Raw genomic sequence first — 22,407 nt, forward strand, 5'->3', positions numbered from 1 at the left:
TATGCATGAAAAATCCATATTTTGCTCGTTTTTATAGAAATATGGCCTCATTTCCATAAATACCTGATGAAGCCGACGATGATATGGCGCAAAAAAACAATATTTTCGGGATTGCTATGAGTTGTCGTAATTGAAATCAATACCAATAACAGCAGCTCATGGATTAAATAGTTCGACGATATATTATTAATGATACTCCTCAGAACGATTGGGTTAGACCGATAATTCCATCATACTAAACACTGATTTAGCAATTACTCCTGCGAACTCTCTATCCCCTAATCACGCCCGAATATTATCTCAAGCATCATTTTATAATCACAATATTGATTTTTATATTGTCACTATGCCCCAACACCCTTGTGATGAAGTATCGATATCTCTATGAAATCTTTTACATATTATTAGTTCGTCGAATGATCGGCCTAGCAGATGACGAATAAGAATTGGCTTATAACTACCAATGAACAAAAAATCTGAAGCAAAAAAAAGGGCCAATGAGGCCCTTTTTTAAACAACCGTATGAATTTAGCTTAATGCTGACATCACTGATGCGGTGATTTCTTCCAGTGAACCAACACCCGGTACATGGCTGTAGTTAGGTGCTGCATCACCTTTTTCAGCTTGCAGGTCTTTGTAGAAGCTAACCAACGGTGCTGTTTGTTCGTGATAAATAGACAGGCGTTTACGAATCGTTTCTTCCTGATCGTCATCGCGCTGAATCAGCTCTTCGCCGGTTTCGTCATCTTTGCCTTCCACTTTGGGTGGGTTGTAAACGACATGATAAACACGGCCGGAGCCTGGATGAACACGACGACCACCCAAACGCTTAACAATTTCTTCGTCAGCTACATCAATTTCCAGTACGGCGTCGATATCAACCCCAGCATCCAGCAATGCCTGAGCTTGCGGAATAGTGCGAGGAAAACCGTCGAACAGGAAACCATTGCCACAGTCATCCTGTTGAATACGCTCTTTTACCAGGTCGATAATAATTTCATCCGACACCAAACCGCCGGTTTCCATGATTTCTTTTACTTTCAGACCTAATTCGCTGCCTGCTTTTACAGCAGCGCGCAGCATATCGCCGGTTGAAATCTGCGGGATTTCAAACTTTTCACAAATGAACTGTGCCTGTGTACCTTTACCAGCACCGGGCGCTCCCAACAGAATTACGCGCATGCGCAAACTCCTTCATGGTTAATTAAAAAACTGGGATATCTGGCACAACTTGTTCAAAATTCGGCCAGATACAGAGAAAAATTGGCATAACCTTACCCCTAGCAAGGTTCTTGCTCAAGTCATTGTGAAAAAAAAGCCGGGAAGCACTCCCCCGACTTTAGTCGCCAGACTTGTTCCTGCTCAGGTGCCGCCCTGAATATTTAGCCGGTATTGCGCATGCCAGCTGCAATCCCCGCCATGGTGACTTTAAGAGCCTGTTCAACCTGAGTGTTTGAGCATTCACCGGATTCTCGGTCACGATACAGCAGCTCGGCCTGTAAATAATGCAGAGGGTCGGTGTATGGATTACGGATACTCATGGAGTGATCCAACAACCGGTTATTTTCCAGTAAAATCTGTTGCTCTTTAATCGCAAGCACCAAATTACGCATGTCTTCAAGACGTGCCCTTAAAACACTGCCTAAAGGCTGTAATTCCTGTTCAACCAGCCGGCGCTCATAATATTGTGCCAAACCGCTGTCGGCTTTCGAAACCACCATCTCCAGCATTTCGATATACGTTCGAAAGAATGGCCATTGTCGATACATCTGCTGCAGCAACGGTAACTTGCCATCTTTGATATGCTGCTGCAGAGATTCGTCGGCACCCAACCAGGCTGGCAACATTAAGCGCATTTGTGTCCAGGCAAAAATCCACGGAATTGCTCTCAGTGTTTCAATTCCACCCCCGGATTTTCTCCGCGCCGGACGACTACCCAAGGCCAGCTTCCCCAGCTCCTGCTCAGGCGTAGCCGCCCGAAAGTATCGAACAAAATCCGATGTATCACGCACCATAGAGCGATAAGAGTTGACCCCCGAATGCGCCAGTGACTCCATTACCTCTCGCCATTCAGGTTTCGCACTTTCCGGCGGCAATAAATTCGCTTCCAGAACAGACGAAACATATATTTTCAAATTACGCACTGCCAGGGTTGGCATGCCATATTTAAAACGGATCATTTCGCCTTGTTCCGTAACCCGCAGACCGCCTTCAACAGAACCCGGTGGCTGTGCCAGAATAGCGCCATGAGCAGGACCACCACCACGACCCACCGTACCACCTCGGCCATGGAACAGGCGCAGACGAATATTTTTTTCGTTTGCAACCGCAGAGAGTCGTTCCTGAGCTCGGTATTGGGCCCATACTGCCGCTAATTGTCCGGCGTCTTTTGATGAATCGGAATAACCAATCATCACTTGCTGGTGACCCTGGCAATACGCCTGATACCAATCGACGGACCACAGTTTTTCCATTCGCGGTGCTGATTGCTCTAGATCATCCAGCGTTTCAAAGAGCGGCACAATTGGCAGATGATCACGCACGTCACACGCTTGCAGCAATAACGCCACCGCAAGAATATCGGATGGCTCACTCGCCATCGAAATAATGTAGCAAGACACACCCTCGCCAACATCGGAAGCAATGACCCTCATGGTATCCAATACTTCCTGCACTTCAGCATCCGGCTGCCATCGGGTTGGAATGATCGGCCGTTTCGATTTTAATTCTTTCAGCAGGAATGCCTGTTTCTGTGATTCCGGCCAGTCTTGATAATCACCCCAGCCATAAAATTCACACAATGCCTGAATCACGTTGGCGTGACGCGTGGATTCCTGACGAACATCCAGGCGAACCATAGACAAACCAAAACAGGCAACACGGCGCAAGGTATCTAACAATAAACCATTGGCAACGGTGCCCATTCCCTGGTCGATGAGGCTGTTGTAACAGAGCATCAGCGGTTGTAATAATTCATTGTGTGACGACAGTGGACGAACTTCGCATTCTTTTCCTTTCGCTTTAGCAGCAGCCCAGACACGAGTTGCTTCTAATTTGTCGCGTAAATCATGAATACAGGCGCGATAAGGTTCATGCACCGGGTATGCCTGACGCATTTCAGCCGATGCCGCTGTCATTGATAGCTGCATACCAAGCTTTTCAATATCACGGAGATATAAATCTGCTGCCATCCAGCGGGCTAAGTACAAGACTTCTCGGGTAATCGCTGCCGTCACATTTGGGTTTCCGTCACGATCTCCACCCATCCATGACGAAAACCTCACCGGTGCGGCAGTCAGTGGCAAGGCATCGGCACCGCGAGAGCGCAATTCGTTATCTAACTGACGCAAAAGTTGCGGTACTGCCTGCCATAAGGAATTTTCGACAACAGCAAAACCCCACTTGGCTTCATCAACCGGAGACGGTCTTGTCTGACGAATTTCATCGGTTTGCCAAATTTCCTCTACCAGCGAGGCAATGCGCTTTTCAATATCATCCAGCTGAGGATGACCATCGCGTAAATCATCTCGCTGCTGCAATAGCTGAGCAATTAAATCGTATTTCTGAATGAGAGTTCGGCGGGTAACTTCGGTGGGGTGAGCAGTTAAAACCAGCTCAATATTCACATCGGCCACTTGTTGGCTGAGATCCAGACCACGGATGCCTTTTTCCTGAAGACGGTCCAGCAAACCATTAAACAGTAAATCGACGTCATCCCGTAAAAAATCACCACGTCGCCAACTGGCTGAGTGTTGCTGTTCGGCGATATTTGCGAGATTCAAAAACTGGTTAAAACCGCGCACGACAGGAACCAGTGCGCCATCCGGCATGGTTTTTAACAAAGCTAACAATCGGTCACGATCCGTATCATCGCCAGCGCGCGCTGTTTTTGCTTGCTGACGAATGTCTTCAATTCTCTTCAGCATCTCTTCGCTGTGTTGGGCAGCAATTGCTTGTCCCAACACATTACCCAACAAACGTACTTTATCGCGTAACAAACCATCCAGCTCGGACATTTCAACACTCCGTCATGTAAGGAACTTCACCATCACATCGAACTATTAGAGTGTCAACATACCAAAAGCGACCAACAAGATCTGGAGCAGCAAACAGACACAAAAAAACCGCAGGCATTTTCATACCTGCGGTTTTAAGCGTATTTAAGCGGTCACTGATTACAGCGGGCTACGACCCTTTTTCGCTGCAGTGCGTAAACGCAGCGCATTCAGTTTAATGAAACCTGCAGCATCTGCCTGATCGTAAGCGCCCGCATCGTCTTCGAAAGTAGCGATGGCTTCATCGAACAATGTGTCTTCAGACTGACGTCCAACAACAATGACATTGCCTTTATAAAGCTTCAGACGAACATCACCGTTTACCACTTTCTGAGTTTCATCAATTGCAGCTTGAAGCATCGCACGCTCAGGAGACCACCAGTAACCGTTATAAATCAACTTAGCGTATTTCGGCATCAGTTCATCTTTCAGGTGCATCGCTTCACGGTCCAGAGTAATCGACTCAATGGCACGGTGTGCTTTGAGCAATACAGTACCGGCTGGGGTTTCGTAACAACCACGGGCTTTCATACCAACGTAACGGTTTTCTACGATATCAACACGACCGACGCCGTTTTCACCCGCCGTTTTATTCAGCTCTTCCATAATGGTTGCTGGTGATTTTTCAACACCGTCGATCGCTACCGGATCACCGTTTTTGAAACTGATGGTTAGATAGGTTGGCTCATCTTTGGCCTGCTCTGGTGCCTTGGTCCACAACCACATATCTTCTTCAGGTTCATTCCAAGGATTTTCCAGAATGTCACCTTCGTAAGAAATATGCAGCAGGTTAGCATCCATAGAATAAGGCGACTTCTTGCCGGCCTTCTTCTCAACTTCAATGCCGTGCTCATCACAATAGGCCATCAACGTTTCACGGGACGTCAGATCCCAGTCACGCCATGGAGCAATCACTTTAACGCCAGGCTTCAGTGCGTACGCACCTAATTCAAAACGAACCTGGTCGTTACCTTTACCGGTTGCACCGTGAGCAATCGCATCAGCTCCGGTTTCGTTGGCAATCTCAATCAGACGCTTAGCGATCAGTGGACGAGCAATCGAAGTACCCAACAAGTACTCACCTTCGTAAATGGTGTTTGCACGGAACATCGGGAATACGAAGTCACGGGCGAATTCTTCACGCAGGTCGTCGATATAGATTTCTTTGATACCCAGCGCTTCAGCTTTGGCACGCGCTGGTTCAACTTCTTCACCCTGACCCAGGTCAGCAGTAAACGTCACCACTTCGCACTGATATTCTTCTTGCAGCCACTTAGCAATTACCGAGGTGTCTAAACCACCGGAATAGGCCAACACCACTTTTTTGATGTCTGACATGGGATTTCTCCAGGATGATTAAGCCTGAACCGATCATCAGTTCAGGCAATAGAAAATTTAAGGGGGCGTAGTGTACTGGTTGAGCGGCGACTAGCCAAGCCTGTCAGAAGCAGACACTGCTAACCCGACTCAGTGCCTGGCTATTGAAAGTCGGTCAATCAGATACAGCCATCTGCATACGCCACCTAACCTGCGCACCAGACAACCAACAAGGATATTCAAAGAATAGGGACTCTGGTCACTTTTAGATGTGACGAACACCGTATTTACCCGAACTAGCGGCGGTCCGCACGGGGTGGCAGTTTAAACAACAGATCATCAGGAATCGGCATATCCTCACGTTGTTCTATGCGGATGGTTACCCGACGGTTCTCTGCCCGACCTTTGGCGGTTTTATTGGAAGCAACCGGATAACGCCCGCCGTGGAACCGAGTGGTAATCATCTCCGGGTTGATCCCTTGCTTGATAAAGTAGCGCTCAACATCTTCCACGCGGGCCTTGGATATCTGACGCTGATCGTAACGACGCCCCTGGTTGTCGGAATGGCCATCCAGATATACCGCAAATACCCGCGGATCGTTTTTCATGTAAAAAATAATGCGGTCGAGAATATCGGTATCGGTTTTATCAGTCGCTTTTTCATTGCTGCCAAAAAATACTTTTGAGCGGGCCACTTGATCGAAGTTAACGGGTAACAGTTGTTTTACGCACTCAAGGTAATCGAGATAAAATTCATCAAACGCCGAGGCCGAGATCTGAACACGAATAAAACGCTGGTCGTCATAATAGGTTTTGTGGCTGATGGTTGGCCACTGGCCCTCCATTAAGGCATGTAAAAACTGATTGGTACGCTCATGATCAAGATTAAGATTGGGCTTTCCCTTAACAATCTTAGCGCTGCCGAGGTTCTCTGTTTTGCCGCTGGGCTGCCAGTATGGTGGCAAAATACTCACCTGCGCCTGGCTGTAGTCCATCAGATTGCGAATGGTCTCGAGCTGAAAGTACACATCCTCACCGGCCTGATGATAAAACACTGCATTACCGTATTCCGGGATTTTCTGAGCGAAACGACATTCAAACACCGAACCGCTCAACGACCACTCAGCTCTGTCCAGGCTGCCACCAAACTGCAGCGGCTCAGCAGCCTGCAGTGGCAGTGAAGACAACATTAATATCGCCAGGCGGAACAGATTGGGCATGGGCTTTATGTAAACTCTGAATGCAGGTTAATTTAGTTATCGGCCAGTCACCGAGATAATTAAGAAATCGGCTTGCTAATTCGGTAGAATACGCGCCAATTACACCAATAAGATTAGTCGAGGTTTGCAGAGATGACTGAGCGTTTAACCATTACCCGTCCTGACGACTGGCACTTGCACCTGCGCGATGGCGCCGTGTTGCAACATACCGTGCCAGCCACAGCCCGTGTCATGGGGCGTTCGATTATTATGCCAAACCTTCAGCCACCAGTCATGACGGCAGAACAGGCTCTGGATTATCGCGGCCGCATCCTGTCAAAAGTACCACAGGGACTGAACTTCAACCCATTAATGGTGCTCTACCTTACCGACAATACGACGCCAGAAATGATCCGCGAGGCAAAAGAAGCCGGTCACATCGTGGCAGTCAAGTTGTATCCCGCCGGTGCAACCACTAACTCCGATTCGGGCGTTACCGACCTGAGCAAGCTGGACGAACTCGCTGCTGCGCTGGCCGAACACGACATCAAGTTACTGGTTCACGGTGAAGTCACGCATTCCGATGTTGATATTTTTGACCGCGAGAAACGCTTCCTCGATGAAATTCTGGTGCCATTGGCCAGCAGACACCCTAGTCTGAAAATGGTGGTGGAACACATCACCACAAAAGATGCTGCTGAGTTTGTAGAAAGTCAGGGAGATAACGTCGCGGCCACTATTACCGTGCAACACCTGGCCTATAACCGAAATCACATGCTGGTTGGTGGTATAAAACCTCATTTTTACTGCCTCCCCATCCTAAAGCGCAATATCCACCAGCAAGCATTACAGGAAGCGGCGGTCAGTGGCAGTCCTAAATTCTTCCTCGGTACCGACTCAGCTCCCCACGCAAAGGGCGCGAAAGAAAGTGCCTGTGGCTGCGCGGGCTGTTTCACGGCCTACGCCGCTATTGAGCTCTACGCTGAAATTTTTGAAGATCTGGGCGCGCTGGATAAACTTGAGGGTTTTGCCAGCCACTTTGGCCCGGATTTTTATGGCTTGCCGCGTAATTCAGATGAAATCACACTGATCAAACAAAACTGGCAAGCACCGACGGAAATGCCTTTTGGCGATGATATCATCGTACCCTTACGCGCCGGTGAAACCCTGCGCTGGAAACTGGACTATTAACAAACAGGATTAAGGACGAACAATGAGTGACGATAAGCAGCCTAAATCCTTAATGGCGCAACGCTTCCGCGGTTTTCTACCGGTGGTTGTCGACGTTGAAACCGGCGGATTTAACGCACGGACCGATGCCCTGCTGGAAATCGCCATGGTAACACTGCGTATGGATGACGACGGCTATTTGCACCCGCATGAAACACTGTCAGCCAATATTCATCCATTTGATGGCGCCAACCTGGAAAAAGAGGCACTGGATTTCACCGGAATTGATCCGTTTGACCCGGAGCGCGATGCCGAGTTTGAAATCGACGTGTTAAGCGAAATGTTCCAGACAATTCGCCGCGAGATAAAAAACTACGGTTGTAATCGGGCCGTGTTAGTGGGTCACAACGCGCATTTTGACCATAGCTTTCTGCGCGAAGCGGTTGACCGTAACGATATCAAGCGCGATCCATTTCATCCGTTTTCCTCATTTGATACCGCGTCCATTGCGGCAATCGCACTCGGACAAACGGTATTGGCGAAATCCTGTAAAACAGCCGGCATCGATTTTGACAACAGCTCGGCTCACAGCGCTGAGTACGATACGTTTAAAACAGCCGAATTATTCTGCTTTATTGTTAATCGCTATAAAGACCTGGGTGGATGGCCATTAGATCTCGGCCACGCGATCGAAGAGGAAGAATAAGTTGGAGTATCAATTTTATCAGGGAAACAGAGGCCCGGTTGCAGAATTGTCGATGGAACAAGCTGCGATTGGCCGCTGGCTGAGCGACGAAATTGGTAACGATACCGACCGCGTCTCTGGTTTATTGCATAATATTGAACAAATTCAGGAAGGTATTTTCGAAGCGCTGGATATTGATGGCAAAGAATTTATGTTGTCGCTGAATCGCGATGAGGTAGAAGTCAAAGCCAATAGCATCGCTGGAAACTTTGACGATGACAGCCAAGAACAGATGAGCGCAGACGGACTCAGTTTCTACGACAGTGAAGATATTGCAGGTTGTGGCCTTGATGACTTTAAAGACTTACTGATCGCCTGGCTGGAGTATTGCTCTGGCTAAGGCCCGTTAATAACTTCCCGTAAAAAGCTATTGCGTTTTTACCGATATCTCCAACTCAAGACCCTCAATGGTATTGAGCGGTGGGATCGTTTGTTCCTCCGCTGACTCCTCCCAGTGAACTTTGCCGGAAAAATCGACCACTGATGATGTCTCGCTTGTTTCCGCGTCGCGCTCAAAGAAATTCGGCAGTGTTTGGGATTCTGCCGCAGGAGTATGTTGACGCCATGGCGATTCTCGGTTGATGTCAATATCACCGTGTTTTATATCGTGGGGAAGGTTCAGATCAAGAATTCGCCTTGCGACACTTGTATTTTGCTGGTCAGTCCCCTGTGGCTGACTGGCTGACTCTTCAGCATCAACAACATGCCCGTCAAAGCCATGATCCAAAGTCGTATCTTGATCGTCGGGTATTGCCGATACGCTGGTGTCTTTCGCGGGCTTGCTGCTCTCATGCTTAACACCCCGCAGGATCGGATTTTCTGCATCATTACAAGCGCAAAGCCAGGTACCTGCACTGAGTAACAGGAGACATCGTAAACCTACTCGCACTCTACATATTTGCATTCTTGTAATTCATTTTCGTCAACATTCACGTGTTTCACTAACGTTAACTGCAACTCCACCGGTCCTACCAACTCGGCATCAAAAGCAACACTGCCCGGCTTGCCCTTCTCCAAGGTAACTGCTGGTGTACCCAGTAGTTTCTGACCTTTACCAAGATCTGCATAAATTTCAGTCTCAACGGTATAACTGCCGCCAGCGTTCTGATTCACACTCAACACTAAACTATAGCCACCCGCGCCGTGTTCTTCAAAGCGACTGGTGTCATTCTCAAGAATGACAAATGCGCTATCCGTTTTCAGCTGTCCACCATAGGTCATAATGGCGTTAACCTGATATACCGACAACGCCTCGGCCGTTATTACGAAAAGGCTCATTACAAGTACAAACAAACCCAACATCTTATTTTTCATTATGCTTTTCCTGACGACCCCAGCTTAATGTATAGCCGCTCTCTGCAATGTATTGAGAATCCACAACCAGGTTTATAACACTCACCAGGTCTCCGTTATCCGCAACCAGGCAAGGCCATTGAGACCTTAACCACGGTGGAATTTTATGCTCTTGCCAGATATGTTTGAGCTTTTTTGCCGGGCGACCTTGCGGCCTTATCAAACCGGCCGAAATTCTTTTAGCAGCCATCAGTGTGTAGTTACCGGGCAATAATGGTTCAGCATCACCGTTTCGTGAATTTGCTTTCACCTGTAGCTTACCCGATTGCCAGTTGATGGCAGCAAATGACTTCTCGTTTCCGTCATCAGATTCCGGGAGTCTAACCGACATGTTCTGGGCATGCGTGCCACGCTCTGCGTGGCACAAGAACAGCGCATTATCGAATCGTCTTAAAACATGGCCGTCCAGCAAAAGTTCAGGCTGTTTATCCGCTTGAGCGGCGATAATTTCACTAAATACACATTGCAGTTGTATGGCAGACGGCGAGTTAATGCCATTGAGCCTGAACCAGGTGCGTAATATACAGGCCTGAACCGGCTGACTGTGCTTGCTTAATTGGCTCAGCTGTATTTTTTGACTGACCGTGCCTGGCCATACACTATCAGTCAGGCAAATTTCGAGCTTAGGTTGCAGTAATTCTTGTAAAACCTCGTGATCACGACGCAGTTGTTCGATGCTGCGCAACACACTTGCCTGACGTCCGGGATAACGTGCCCACAACATCGGCAATACCTTATGACGCCACCAATTACGATCAAATCGCTGGTCGTGATTGGATTCATCTTCAATCCAGTTTAATCGTTTGGTGTTGGCATAATCGACAAGCTGACTGCGCTGACAGGACAACAGCGGTCGCAATAGAACATAGTGCTTTTCATTGCGTGCGTCTGCCATAGCGCTCAGTCCCTGAATACCGGCACCACGCATCAAACGCTGAAAAAACGTTTCGATCTGATCATCGCCATGATGCGCCGTTATTAAATACTCACCCGCCTTTAATTCTTCTGAAAAGGCGTTATAACGTGCTTTGCGAGCGGCTTGCTCCAATCCCTGATTACGGGAAATCACTGTTACTTTTTTTACGGTTAACGGGACATTTAACTGCGCACAAAGCTGCTGACAAAACAGCTGCCACTCATCTGCATTTTCAGACAAACCATGATGAACATGAATAGCTTTCAGGCGTTTAAGGTAACGTTTGCTATTGGCCAGAAGGTTCAGCAGCACAACGGAATCAAGCCCGCCACTTAACGCGATCCAGATTGTCGTTTCTTCTGTCGCAAGCTGTTTATCGAGCTGGCGCTCAACAACTTCAGTTAAATAACAGCTCAACAGCTTCCTCGCCAAATTCATATTTCAGTTGCAGTAGCTGATCATCAGTAGGATTGATGCGGTATTGGTCACCCAGTTGAATATCACACTGAGCCACTTCGTTACGAAAATCGAGTACAACCGGACAACCATTTTCCATTGGCAGTAATTTTTGTTGCAGTTGCTTGGGTAAATGTTCACCTGCCCGTTCAGCATCAACACGGATCCGTAAGGACTTAGCGAAATTTAATCGTGCCTGACTGATCTCCATCGCGCTGCGGCCGGTAGCTTTTAAACCACCGGAATAATCGTCATGACTCACCTGGGCTTCGACAACCAGCACTTTGTCTTTCGCCACAACCTCACGAACTTCCTCATACACATCTGCGAACAAAGCAACTTCCATTCGCCCAGAGCGATCATCCAAAGTCACAAAGCACATATTGTCACCACGCTTATTTTTCATCACCCGCATATCAACAACCAGGCCAGTGAGTTTTTGCGTGCCTTTATTTTCCTGGATATGAGAAAGCTTGGTTGGCACCAGCTGACGTACTTCTTTTTCATATTCATCAAACGGATGGCCGGTGACGTATAAACCCAAGGTATCTTTTTCACCCTGCAACCGTTCTTTCAAAGTCCATTTACGCAAATGACGATGTCGTTCATACGGGTCGGTCTCGTCAGCAACCTCAGCTTCGACTTCACCGAATAAATCGATCATACCCGCCGCTTCATTAGCGGCGCTTTGTCCGGCCGCTTTTACCGCATCCTCAATACTTGCCATCAAAATTGAACGGTCCTCGCCAAAGCAGTCGAAAGCGCCACAACGAACCAGGGCTTCCAGTACTCGTTTGTTAATACGCTTGGAATCACAGCGTTCACAGAAGTCGAACAAATCTTTAAATGTTCCACCCTCGGCACGGGCTTCTGTGATGGCTTCAACCGGACCTTCACCGGCACCTTTCACAGCGCCCAAACCATATACGATGGCACCGTCATCATTGACGGTAAAACCAAATTCCGACTGATTCACATCGGGTAAAACCAGCGCCAGCTCCATCTCTCGACATTCTTCGATAAAGCCAACCACCTTGTCGGTGTTCTGCATATCTGAGGTCATTACCGCCGCCATAAACGGCGCCGGATAATGTTTTTTCAGCCACAGGGTATGATAGGAAACGACCGCATAGGCCGCGGAGTGCGATTTGTTAAAACCATAGCCCGCGAACTTTTCTACCAGGTCGAAAATTTTCATCGCCAGGTCAGGATCGACACCAACTGAAATGGCACCTTCACGGAACGTCTCACGCTGCTTGGCCATTTCTTCCGGTTTTTTCTTACCCATCGCCCGACGCAACATATCGGCACCGCCAAGGGTGTAACCCGCCAGCGTCTGGGCAATCTGCATTACCTGTTCCTGATAAACAATAACGCCGTAAGTTGGCTCCAGAATGGGCTTTAAACTTTCATGCTGGAAATCCGGGTGGGGATAAGCCACTTCAGCGCGGCCGTGTTTCCGGTTAATAAAGTCATCAACCATGCCGGACTCCAATGGCCCCGGACGGAACAGTGCCACCAGTGCAATCATATCTTCCAGATTATCCGGCTGCAGACGGCGAACCAGGTCTTTCATCCCCCGGGATTCGAGCTGGAAAACCGCGGTAGTCTGGGCGGTTTTCAGGTATTCAATCGACGGCTTATCATCCAGCGGAATTTCTTCCACCCGAATTGGTTCTTTACCCTCGCGCTCACGGAAGCGGTTTATCGTTTTTAATGCCCAATCAATGATGGTCAGGGTGCGCAGACCCAGGAAGTCGAACTTAACCAGTCCGGCTTCCTCCACATCATTTTTATCAAACTGGGTTACCAGACCAGCACCGCCCGGCTCACAAGCCGTCGCGGAAAAGTCGGTTAATTTTGTTGGAGCAATAACAACACCACCGGCATGTTTACCGGTCTGACGGGCAATACCTTCCAACCGTAACGCCATATCCCAGATTTCCTGGGCCTCGTCATCGTCATTTAAAAATTCGCCCAGAGCCGGTTCGGTATTTAACGCTTTTTCCAGCGTCATACCCGGATCACCGGGAATTAATTTCGATAACTTATCCGCTAAACCAAATGACTTGCCCTGAGCACGGGCCACGTCACGGACCACAGCTTTTGCCGCCATGGTGCCGAAGGTCACAATCTGGGATACCGCCTGACGACCATAGTTGTCCGCCACATAGGAAATCACTTTTTCCCGATCTTCCATGCAGAAGTCGATATCAAAGTCGGGCATGGATACCCGTTCCGGGTTCAGGAATCGTTCGAACAGCAAGTCGTATTCAAGTGGATCCAGGTCAGTAATTTTTTGCGCATAAGCAACAAGGGAGCCAGCACCGGAACCCCGCCCCGGGCCAACAGGAATGTTGTGGTCTTTAGCCCACTGGATAAAGTCCATTACGATCAGGAAATAGCCCGGGAACCCCATTTGGATAATAATATCCAGCTCGAACTTTAAACGCTCATCATAGGGCTTACGTTTGTCCTGGAACTCAGCGGAATTTGGATCGAGGTCGGAATAAATAAACTCCAGACGCTCCTGCAAACCCACTTCGGAAATTTTACGGAAGAAGTCGTCCTCACTCAGACCCTCCGGGATCGGGTAATCGGGCAGAAAGTACTTACCCAATAACACTTCGACCGAGCAACGCTTAGCAATTTCGACGGTATTTTCAATCGCAGATGGAATATCTTTGAACAGCTCAGCCATTTCTTCCGCCGAACGGAAATACTGCTGCTCGCTGTATTCGCGCGGACGGCGCTTATCTTCAAGGGCATATCCCTGACCAATCGAAACCCGGGTTTCGTGGGCTTCAAAGTCTTGAGCCTTCAGGAAGCGTACATCGTTGGTCGCCACCAACGGGATTCCTAACTTGCCGCCCAATGCGATACCCGCCTTAACTACGACTTCGTCACCTTCGCGGCCAGTACGCTGAACTTCATAATAAAAACGGTCACCAAGAACGTGTTGGTATTCCCTGGCAAGTATCTCTGCACCCTCTAAGTCCCCCTTCACCACGCGCTGACCGATATCTCCATCGCGCGCACCTGACAGCACAATTAACCCCTGCTGATGCTCAAATAACCATTGCTTTTTGATCATAGCGCGATCGAAATGCTGATTATCAACAAAGCCCTGGGAAATCAGTTCCCGCAAACTGAGGTAGCCTCCTGGGGTCTGACATAAGGCCGTTACACGAAACGGGGCATGAATATCTTCGTCATTCTCCAACCACAGATCAGCACCAAGAATGGGCTTAATACCTGCCCCAAGAGCGCCTTTATAGAACTTAACCAGCGCGTACATATTGGCCTGGTCGGTCAAAGCAACAGCCGGCATGCCCATTTCAGAAACCGCACCAATCAGCTTCTTCACCCGCACAGTACTGTCGTACAGCGAGAACTCTGAGTGAACACGAAGATGGACGAAATTCTGGGACATTAGAGGCTACTTCAACTAAAAAACAGTCGACCATTGTAGCGACATTCGCGGGCTAATGGCACACTCGCCAACCGTCTCCCACACAATCGATACACACTATGGCAAAGAAGCATTCCAAGGCAGAGATTTCCGACACAACCAAAACTGAGGCAATGAAAATTGCCAAAGGCACTCAAAAACCGGGCCAGACCAAAGAGCAGACCAAGCTGATCGCCCAGGGGATCGAAAAAGGCATCGCCGAGTATAAAAAGCGCGAGAAGCAGAAATCCCGCGAGCGTGATAAACAGCGGAAACAGGAACTGAAAGCAAAACTGAAAGAGACCGAAATGGAGCAGTGCGAAGAAACGCAGGCTATGCCACAGACCTTTCTTCCCTGGGTGTTACTGGTAGTCAGCTGGGTCGGCTTTATTGCGTTTGGGTTTATTATTCCGTAGATCATCAGATTCGATCCCAAAGCAGCTAATTACGGAAGCTCCAAAAATAAAAAAGCCGCTCTGTCTCCAGAGCGGCTTTTTACGTCTTACGAAATGCTTAACGATTAACCAAAGAAGGAAATCATCACACCGGCTGCTACCGCAGAACCGATTACACCCGCAACGTTTGGACCCATCGCATGCATCAACAGGAAATTCTGGCTGTTGGCTTCCAGACCTACTTTGTTGGATACACGAGCCGCCATAGGCACAGCAGATACACCTGCAGAACCGATCAGCGGGTTGATAGGGTCTTTGCTCAGCTTGTTCATGATCTTAGCCATGATGACACCAGCAGCAGTACCTACCATAAAGGCAACCAGACCCAGGATAATAATGGCCAGAGTACTGCCATTCAGGAAAGCATCCGAGCTCATCTTATAACCAACAGACAGACCCAGGAAGATGGTCACAACGTTGATCAGAGCATTTTGTGCAGTGTCGCTCAGACGCTCAACCACACCGGATTCTTTCATCAGGTTACCGAAGCAGAACATACCCAGCAGCGGAGCAGCCGATGGCAGCAGAATCGCAACCAGCACCAATACCGCAATCGGGAATACGATCTTCTCGCCCTTGGTTACAGTGCGCAGCTGACTCATCGCAATCTGGCGCTCAGATTCTGAAGTCAGTGCTTTCATAATCGGTGGCTGGATCAGAGGAACCAGAGCCATGTATGAGTAGGCTGCTACCGCAATTGCACCCAGCAGTTCAGGCGCCAGTTTCGATGCAATAAAGATCGAAGTCGGGCCATCAGCACCGCCAATGATACCAATCGCAGCGGCTTGCTGAACGGTGAAGTCCATCAGGCCTGCGTCAGTCAACAGAACCGCACCAGCAACAGTACCAAAGATACCGAACTGAGCCGCCGCACCTAACAACAGAGTTTTCGGGTTAGCCAGCAGTGGACCGAAGTCAGTCATCGCGCCAACACCCATGAAAATCAGCAGCGGTGCAACACCACTGGCGATTGTCATGCTGTAGAACACGTACAACATGCCATTATCGAAGCCCAGTGTAGAACCCAGTGCAACGGCTTTCTTGTACATCAGACCCTGAGTTTCGTACGCTTCTTTGTAAGCGGCAAACACCTGATCCATCGTCGAGTTAGCTGCGATGCCAAATAGTTCGGCAAATTCAGTCAGTACTTTTGGGTCCGCAGAACGAATCGCAGCTTCAGCTGCAGACCAGCCCATGCCAGCACTCGGGATGTTAACCATCAGAGTACCAACAGCGATTGGTAACAGCAGCAGTGGCTCAAAGCCTTTTTTGATGGCCAGGTACAACATACCGAAGGCCACCAACATCATGAACGCCTGACCACCCTCAATGTGGGCGATACCAGTGTCATTCCAGAGACGGAGTAAGCTATCCATCAGTCAGCCCCCATTAAGCCAGCGTGTACAGAGTGTCGCCAACCTTAACTGCAGAACCTTCAGCCGCAGCAATGCTGCCGATGGTGCCAGCGCGCGGTGCACGAACTTCGGTTTCCATCTTCATGGCTTCCAGGATCAGAACCACGTCGCCTTCAGCAACTTGCTGACCCGGCTGAACCAGAACTTTCCACACGTTACCAGCCAAAGGCGCAGCGATTGGATCACCACCACCTACGGCTGCAGCAGGAGCAGCACCAGCCGCTGGCGCTGCGCCGCCCAAGCTGATTGGAGCACCGTTTACAGGAGCCAGTTCTTTAACGTCGCCGCCTTCATCCACTTTCACTACGTATTCGTTGCCATCAACATTTACGGTGAAAGTGTCTTCATCAGCGCCTTTAGGAGCTGGTTCGAAGGCATCCGGGTTACCACGGTTTTCCAGGAACTTAGGAGCAATCTGTGGGAACAGAGCATAAGTCAGAGCGTCGTCGATTTTGTCAGTGGCCAGCTTGATACCTTTATCGGCAGCCAGTGCGTCAACGTCTGCGATGATCTTGTCCATCTCGTTTTCCAGCAAGTCAGCCGGACGACAAGTAATTGCTTCAGCACCATCCAGAACGCGCGCTTGCAGCTCAGCATTCATAGGTGCCGGTGCAGCACCGTATTCGCCTTTCAGAATGCCCTGGGTTTCTTTCGAAATAGACTTGTAACGCTCGCCAGTCAGTACATTCAGTACCGCCTGAGTACCAACGATCTGAGAAGTCGGAGTTACCAGAGGGATATGACCCAGATCTTCACGAACGCGTGGGATTTCTTTTAATACTTCATCGAATTTGTCAGAAGCACCCTGCTCTCGCAGCTGGTTTTCCATGTTGGTCAACATGCCACCCGGAACCTGAGCAACCAGAATACGGGAATCGGTACCACGCAGAGCGCCTTCATACTTCGCGTATTTCTTACGAACATCGCGGAAATAAGCTGCAATTTCTTCCAGCAATAACAGGTCGATGCCAGTATCGCGTTCGGTACCTGCCAGCGCCGCAACCACAGATTCGGTTGCGGTGTGACCATAGGTCATGGACATAGAGGAGATGGCTGTATCAACGCGATCAATGCCTGCTTCTACCGCTTTCAGGATGGTCATGTCGGACATGCCAGCGGTTGCGTGTGCATGCAGTTGCACTTCCAGGTCAGTCTGCGCTTTCAGCTTAGTAACCAGATCAAACGCGTCATACGGGGTCAGAATACCGGCCATGTCTTTAATGGCGATAGAGTCTGCGCCCATATCTTCAATCTGTTTCGCCAGATCAACCCATGCATCCATGGTGTGAACTGGAGAAGTTGTAAACGACAGTGTTCCCTGTGCGTGTTTACCCTGTTTCTTAACTGCTTTTAATGCAGTTTCCAGGTTACGCGGGTCGTTCATCGCGTCGAATACACGGAAAACGTCTACACCGTTGGTAGCAGCGCGCTCTACGAATTTATCAACTACGTCGTCAGCATAATGACGGTAGCCAAGCAGGTTCTGACCGCGCAACAGCATTTGATGCGGGGTTTTTGGCATGGCTTTCTTGAATTCGCGAATGCGATCCCATGGGTCTTCGCCCAGGAAGCGGATGCAAGAATCAAATGTTGCGCCGCCCCAGGATTCAAGAGACCAGTAGCCTACTTGATCCAGCTTTTCAGCAATGGGAAGCATGTCGTCAATGCGCATACGAGTCGCCAGGATGGACTGGTGTGCGTCGCGCAGAACGACGTCGGTGATACCTAAAGGTTTTTTAGAATCGGTCATGGGTGATGGCCTTTTCAATCCGTTAACGTTGTAAACGTTTGGGTAATCCAAATTCGCGGGCTACTACTTTTGGTAGCTATTAATAACGTTGTTTCGTTATTTTTGGCGCGCGCGATGCTCTTTAACTGCCGCAGACAATACTTTTAGCAGCAGTGGGTCCACGCCCTGGGTCGGAGCGGCAGGTGCTGGTGTAGCAACTACTTCTTCTTCCGGCGCGATTTTGTTCACCAGTTTAGACATGGCGCTGGTTACGAATACCAACATGGTCAGGAATACAAATACGACTCCCATACCGAATACCATCAGGTCTAAACCTTGAGAGACGAGACTTGGCTCAGTCATGTCAGGCGTCCTCTGTTTTTTGTGTCGAAGCTCCCACCCCTTTCACTCAACTTTCTTGAGGAATTACCCTTACGAAACGCACAGTTATGGGGATAGTAAGCCGCCGTAGAGTACTTAAAAGGTCTGACTGGCGCAACTTAAACTGGTTGCCATTAGGTTAATTAATAACCAGCTGTCACGTAAAATGCGCCAGTAGTAAGGTGAATCGTAGGATATAATGACCAGTGTTATTCGTCATTCACAAAACTTATACCACTAGAGTGCTCAATCACTCCAGCGTATAATCGGTTCCCATTGTGCGTTTCTCAGCTGTCATCTTATGTTTACCGGTTCTCTCCCCTTCTCTGATTGCCAATCTCCTTATATTGCCCTGGCGCCAATGGAAGGGTTAATGGATGGCCATTTCCGCGAATTGTTAACCGCCGTTGGCGGTATTGATCACTGCGTTACCGAGTTTGTGCGAATTACTCAGCAGGTTTATCCGGAACGAGTGTTCAAACGGTTTAGCCCGGAACTGGCCTACTCCGGTGAACACCGCGGAAAAACCCGAGCCGGAACACCGGTTCACGTTCAGCTGCTGGGAAGCGACCCGCAACTGATGGCGGAAAACGCAGCCAAAGTAGCTCGCATGGGCGCCCCCGCCATCGACCTCAATTTTGGTTGCCCGGCAAAAACCGTGAATAAAAGCCAAGGCGGGGCTGTGTTATTACAATGGCCAGGATTGATTCACGAAATTGCTGCCGCCGTGCGCAAGGCCGTTCCGGACGATATCCCTGTGTCTGCCAAGATGCGCCTGGGTTTTAAAGACAAAACTCTGGCGCTGGAAAATGCCGAGGCGTTGGCATCGGCGGGTATCCAATGGTTGACCGTACATGCCCGCACGAAAATCGAGGGGTATAAACCACCGGCATACTGGGAATGGATTTCACGAATAAAGGATCGACTTTCAATACCGGTTCTGGCCAATGGCGAGATCTGGACTCCGGATAACGCGCAACAATGTATCCAGGAAAGTGGTTCGGATATTCTGATGATTGGTCGCGGTTTAGTAGCAACGCCGGATCTTGGCTTACGTATCAAGGCGCAACATTCGGGCTCAGATTATCAGCCACAGGGCTGGCAACAGCACTTGCAACTGTTCCGCAAGCTGGCAGACGACCTGCAGCATCTCAACGACAAACAGCTCACCGATCGCTTAAAGCAATGGCTGCATTATTTCACCATGCAATCGCCGGAGATTTCTGCGGTATTCCAGCAGGTAAAACGTGAGCGGGATAAAGCGGTGTTTTTTGATAAGTTAGATCAGGCGATTCTTGAGGTCGAAAAAAATCCTCCACAGCGGGAGGATTTTAAACAGTATCAGCATAGTGGTTTTTGAATTGCCGTTGTCTATTTCAATTTAATGATCACTGCTGAACACTCAGATTTTGTAATTTGATATGTAATTTTGACCTTCATTACCCTCAAAATAAATAAAGTCGATGAGAAAAACGGCGGCTAACAGAACTTTCTTTTCCTTCGAAGTTGCTCCGTCTGGAAATTGAATACCAAAGGTATCAGCATCCGTGAGAAACTCCTCGGCCCACCCTCGCCATGATTTTCGAATAATTCCATACACTTTCTGATTTTGGACAATATCAAATGTCCACGGTTTCCATAATGGTCCCTTAATTTCACAAAGTAAGTTTCCATCGCAATCGAGAACTTCGAACAGCTTATTCACTGGACTGAACTTCCTTTGAACCGCTCCAATCCATTGGCCATCCTCAAATACATCCAATCGGTGAAAATAAAAACGAAATGGGCGATAAGCGGTTAATACATCTCTGTTATCATCATTCACTATTCTGAGAGTGAATGGCCTATGCCCTGAAAGCACGGATCTCACCAATAGAGAGAACCAGCGGCGTCCTCCTATCTCAAAAGCAAAGTAGGACCCATCGCCGGCTTTATTCCTGATTTCATAACGATTTGTGCTCTCCAGTGGCAGAATAATTTCATTAAAATCAACCAACTGCCTGACTAATAAAGTGTCTTCCTCTATTTCCATACTTTTCCAGTTCGTTTTCAAAACAGGTGCAAAAAACAGCACCTGTCTATATTACTTCAAAGCAAATTATACAGATCAGCTAGCAGCTCTGCTGTCTGCCCCCAGCTAATACAAGGATCGGTAATCGACTTACCGTAAGTTAGCTGGCCATCGCCACTTTCGCCATTCATGCCTTGCTTACCTTCTTCCAGGAAGCTCTCCAGCATTAAGCCAATAATTGCTTTATTACGTTGTTTGTTTTCGAGACCAGCTCGCTGAGAAACCACTGCTTTAGCGATATCAATCTGACGCAAGTGTTGTTTCTCAGCGTTGTCGTGACTGCAATCGACCATCACCTTGGCGTTTACCCCGCCCGCCGCCAGCGTAGTTAATGAAGCGGCAATACTATCGGCATCATAATTCGTGATGGTTTGACCCTGAATATTCTTACCACCACGCAATACCAGATGTGTATCCGGGTTTCCTGGAGTGTCTAACATGGCAATCTGCCCATCGACATCCAGACCCAGCGTATGGTGACTATGCCGCGCTGAAATCATGGCATTGACTGCGGTGGTTGCCGAGCCATCAGTACCATTTTTAATGCCAACCGGCATCGGCAAATGACTCACCATTTCACGGTGAGTTTGTGATTCAGCCGTGCGGGCGCCAATAGCTGTCCAGCTCACCAGATCATCCAGGTACAGCATGGTTAATGGATTCAGCGCCTCGGTCGCCAACGGCAGACCAAGCTCTGCCAATTGAATCATTAACTGTCGGGAACGGGTGACACCCTGCTCCATATTGCCACGACCATCACGTTCCGGATCGTATGCTAAACCCTTCCAACCAATATGAGTACGTGGCTTTTCCACGTAAGCGCGCATCACAATCAATAGTTTATCGCTGAGCTGCTCATTTAATGCCGCCAGGCGCTTACCATAATCCAACGCTGCTGCTTCATCGTGAAGAGAACATGGGCCGGTAACAATTAATAAACGCTCGTCGTCACCATTGAGTACATCGCGAATTTGCTGGCGCTGCTGGTCAATTTGTAAAACCAGTTCATCGGTTAACGCCAGCTGTTGCTTTAAATCGCGTGGCGTACGTACCTTGCGTACTGCCGGATCATTCGCTGCCAGTTTTTCAGACTGCTGATCATCGGCTGGCAGATTGTTTGTTTGATCTAAGGTTGTCACTGAAGTTGTCATCTTTTTCTCACTTAATTTAGCTGTTGTATCTGCTGGATGTTGCTGTTTTATGTTGTACACGTTCATATCTTTTTCTATCGAGCCCGGACTTAACGGCTGTTGGCGAATATCACCAACGACGCATTAAGCCCGGGCTAAAATAGCCAGCAAAGCTAAATCGACCTGCTGCCCTCACGCCTCCGGCGTCAACAGGTTGAGAAATTAAAATCTTCTGAATGCAGAGTGTTTCCATCTCATTGCTCTCTTCAGTGTGTCGCTTTTTGCTTTTGTGAAAAACGACGACCAATAAAAAACCCCGACTGGCTGACTACCAATCGGGGTTTTCTTGTTCCCTGGAGGCAGTCTGGCGTTTCGCCGGGACTGCCAACTTTACATTTTAGCTGGCGATACCCGACTTCTGACTAAAATAGCCAAAGCCATACCACCAAAAATACACAGGAGCAGCAGCGACCAGACCATTCTTAGCCTGTACTGAATTCGCTGATTGATGCTCAGCGATGATGTTTGCGCTACGTGTATTCGAAATATTCATGAGCTTGATAC

General features: G+C 48.7%; 19 protein-coding genes. 5 read left to right on the forward strand and 14 right to left on the reverse strand.

The window, feature by feature from the left end; genetic code table 11:
• Positions 1–528: 528 nt before the first annotated feature.
• From adk to MK185_08805, 4 genes are all read right to left on the reverse strand, one after another.
• The gene (gene adk, locus MK185_08790; GenBank protein ID MCH2040717.1) at positions 529–1,182 is read right to left on the reverse strand and encodes an adenylate kinase; all 654 of its coding nucleotides are present in this window, start codon (positions 1,180–1,182) and stop codon (positions 529–531) included.
• Positions 1,183–1,382: 200 nt separating this feature from the next.
• Positions 1,383–4,016: a phosphoenolpyruvate carboxylase gene (gene ppc, locus MK185_08795; GenBank protein MCH2040718.1), complete on the reverse strand. Its 2,634-nt coding sequence runs from the start codon at positions 4,014–4,016 to the stop codon at positions 1,383–1,385.
• 159 nt (positions 4,017–4,175) lie between these two features.
• Positions 4,176–5,393 carry an argininosuccinate synthase gene (locus MK185_08800; protein MCH2040719.1) on the reverse strand — a complete coding sequence of 406 codons (1,218 nt, stop codon included), beginning with the start codon at positions 5,391–5,393 and terminating at the stop codon, positions 4,176–4,178.
• A gap of 275 nt (positions 5,394–5,668) precedes the next feature.
• Positions 5,669–6,562 (reverse strand): OmpA family protein, encoded by an 894-nt coding sequence (locus MK185_08805; protein MCH2040720.1) that lies wholly within the window; start codon positions 6,560–6,562, stop codon positions 5,669–5,671.
• 162 nt (positions 6,563–6,724) lie between these two features.
• Here MK185_08805 and pyrC point away from each other — a divergent pair, with 162 nt between their 5' ends.
• Genes pyrC through MK185_08820 form a run of 3 tightly spaced genes read left to right on the forward strand, consistent with a single transcriptional unit; the run spans position 6,725 to position 8,826 of the window.
• Positions 6,725–7,762, forward strand: coding sequence for a dihydroorotase (gene pyrC, locus MK185_08810; GenBank protein ID MCH2040721.1), 1,038 nt, complete (start codon positions 6,725–6,727; stop codon positions 7,760–7,762).
• Positions 7,763–7,784: 22 nt separating this feature from the next.
• Positions 7,785–8,447, forward strand: coding sequence for a ribonuclease T (gene rnt, locus MK185_08815; GenBank protein MCH2040722.1), 663 nt, complete (start codon positions 7,785–7,787; stop codon positions 8,445–8,447).
• A gap of 1 nt (position 8,448) precedes the next feature.
• Complete coding sequence (locus MK185_08820; protein MCH2040723.1) at positions 8,449–8,826, forward strand: YacL family protein; 378 nt, start codon at positions 8,449–8,451, stop codon at positions 8,824–8,826.
• A gap of 27 nt (positions 8,827–8,853) precedes the next feature.
• Here MK185_08820 and MK185_08825 read toward each other — a convergent pair whose 3' ends face one another.
• Genes MK185_08825 through dnaE form a run of 4 tightly spaced genes read right to left on the reverse strand, consistent with a single transcriptional unit; the run spans position 8,854 to position 14,644 of the window.
• A complete protein-coding gene (locus tag MK185_08825; GenBank protein MCH2040724.1) occupies positions 8,854–9,375 on the reverse strand; it encodes a hypothetical protein in 522 nt (173 codons plus the stop codon).
• The gene (locus tag MK185_08830; GenBank protein ID MCH2040725.1) at positions 9,366–9,800 is read right to left on the reverse strand and encodes a hypothetical protein; all 435 of its coding nucleotides are present in this window, start codon (positions 9,798–9,800) and stop codon (positions 9,366–9,368) included. The genes MK185_08825 and MK185_08830 overlap by 10 nt, the downstream gene beginning before the upstream one ends.
• Positions 9,790–11,172 (reverse strand): tRNA lysidine(34) synthetase TilS, encoded by a 1,383-nt coding sequence (gene tilS / locus MK185_08835; protein MCH2040726.1) that lies wholly within the window; start codon positions 11,170–11,172, stop codon positions 9,790–9,792. The genes MK185_08830 and tilS overlap by 11 nt, the downstream gene beginning before the upstream one ends.
• On the reverse strand, positions 11,153–14,644 hold the full coding sequence (gene dnaE / locus MK185_08840) for a DNA polymerase III subunit alpha (GenBank protein ID MCH2040727.1): 3,492 nt from the start codon (positions 14,642–14,644) through the stop codon (positions 11,153–11,155). Before dnaE ends, tilS begins: the two co-directional genes overlap by 20 nt.
• A gap of 98 nt (positions 14,645–14,742) precedes the next feature.
• On the opposite strand from dnaE, the gene MK185_08845 reads away from it, so the two are divergent.
• Positions 14,743–15,078 (forward strand): DUF2956 domain-containing protein, encoded by a 336-nt coding sequence (locus MK185_08845; protein MCH2040728.1) that lies wholly within the window; start codon positions 14,743–14,745, stop codon positions 15,076–15,078.
• 104 nt (positions 15,079–15,182) lie between these two features.
• Here MK185_08845 and MK185_08850 read toward each other — a convergent pair whose 3' ends face one another.
• From MK185_08850 to MK185_08860, 3 genes are all read right to left on the reverse strand, one after another.
• On the reverse strand, positions 15,183–16,493 hold the full coding sequence (locus MK185_08850) for a sodium ion-translocating decarboxylase subunit beta (GenBank protein ID MCH2040729.1): 1,311 nt from the start codon (positions 16,491–16,493) through the stop codon (positions 15,183–15,185).
• A 13-nt stretch (positions 16,494–16,506) separates the two neighbouring features.
• Entirely contained in the window at positions 16,507–18,282 is a 1,776-nt protein-coding gene (oadA, locus tag MK185_08855) for a sodium-extruding oxaloacetate decarboxylase subunit alpha (protein ID MCH2040730.1), read from the reverse strand.
• A 96-nt stretch (positions 18,283–18,378) separates the two neighbouring features.
• On the reverse strand, positions 18,379–18,624 hold the full coding sequence (locus tag MK185_08860; GenBank protein ID MCH2040731.1) for an OadG family protein: 246 nt from the start codon (positions 18,622–18,624) through the stop codon (positions 18,379–18,381).
• A gap of 319 nt (positions 18,625–18,943) precedes the next feature.
• Between MK185_08860 and MK185_08865 the strand changes: the two genes are divergently transcribed.
• A complete protein-coding gene (locus MK185_08865; GenBank protein MCH2040732.1) occupies positions 18,944–20,002 on the forward strand; it encodes a tRNA-dihydrouridine synthase family protein in 1,059 nt (352 codons plus the stop codon).
• 42 nt (positions 20,003–20,044) lie between these two features.
• Here the strand turns inward: MK185_08865 and MK185_08870 are convergent, their stop codons facing one another.
• The 3 genes from MK185_08870 to MK185_08880 form a co-directional block, all read right to left on the reverse strand.
• Positions 20,045–20,674: a scramblase gene (locus tag MK185_08870; protein ID MCH2040733.1), complete on the reverse strand. Its 630-nt coding sequence runs from the start codon at positions 20,672–20,674 to the stop codon at positions 20,045–20,047.
• A gap of 56 nt (positions 20,675–20,730) precedes the next feature.
• On the reverse strand, positions 20,731–21,930 hold the full coding sequence (locus MK185_08875) for a 3-deoxy-7-phosphoheptulonate synthase (GenBank protein ID MCH2040734.1): 1,200 nt from the start codon (positions 21,928–21,930) through the stop codon (positions 20,731–20,733).
• Between the two features lie 310 nt (positions 21,931–22,240).
• The gene (locus MK185_08880) at positions 22,241–22,396 is read right to left on the reverse strand and encodes a hypothetical protein (protein MCH2040735.1); all 156 of its coding nucleotides are present in this window, start codon (positions 22,394–22,396) and stop codon (positions 22,241–22,243) included.
• Between the last annotated feature and the right edge of the window lie 11 nt (positions 22,397–22,407).

Source organism: Saccharospirillaceae bacterium (assembly GCA_022448365.1).
GTDB lineage: Bacteria > Pseudomonadota > Gammaproteobacteria > Pseudomonadales > Oceanobacteraceae > Bacterioplanoides.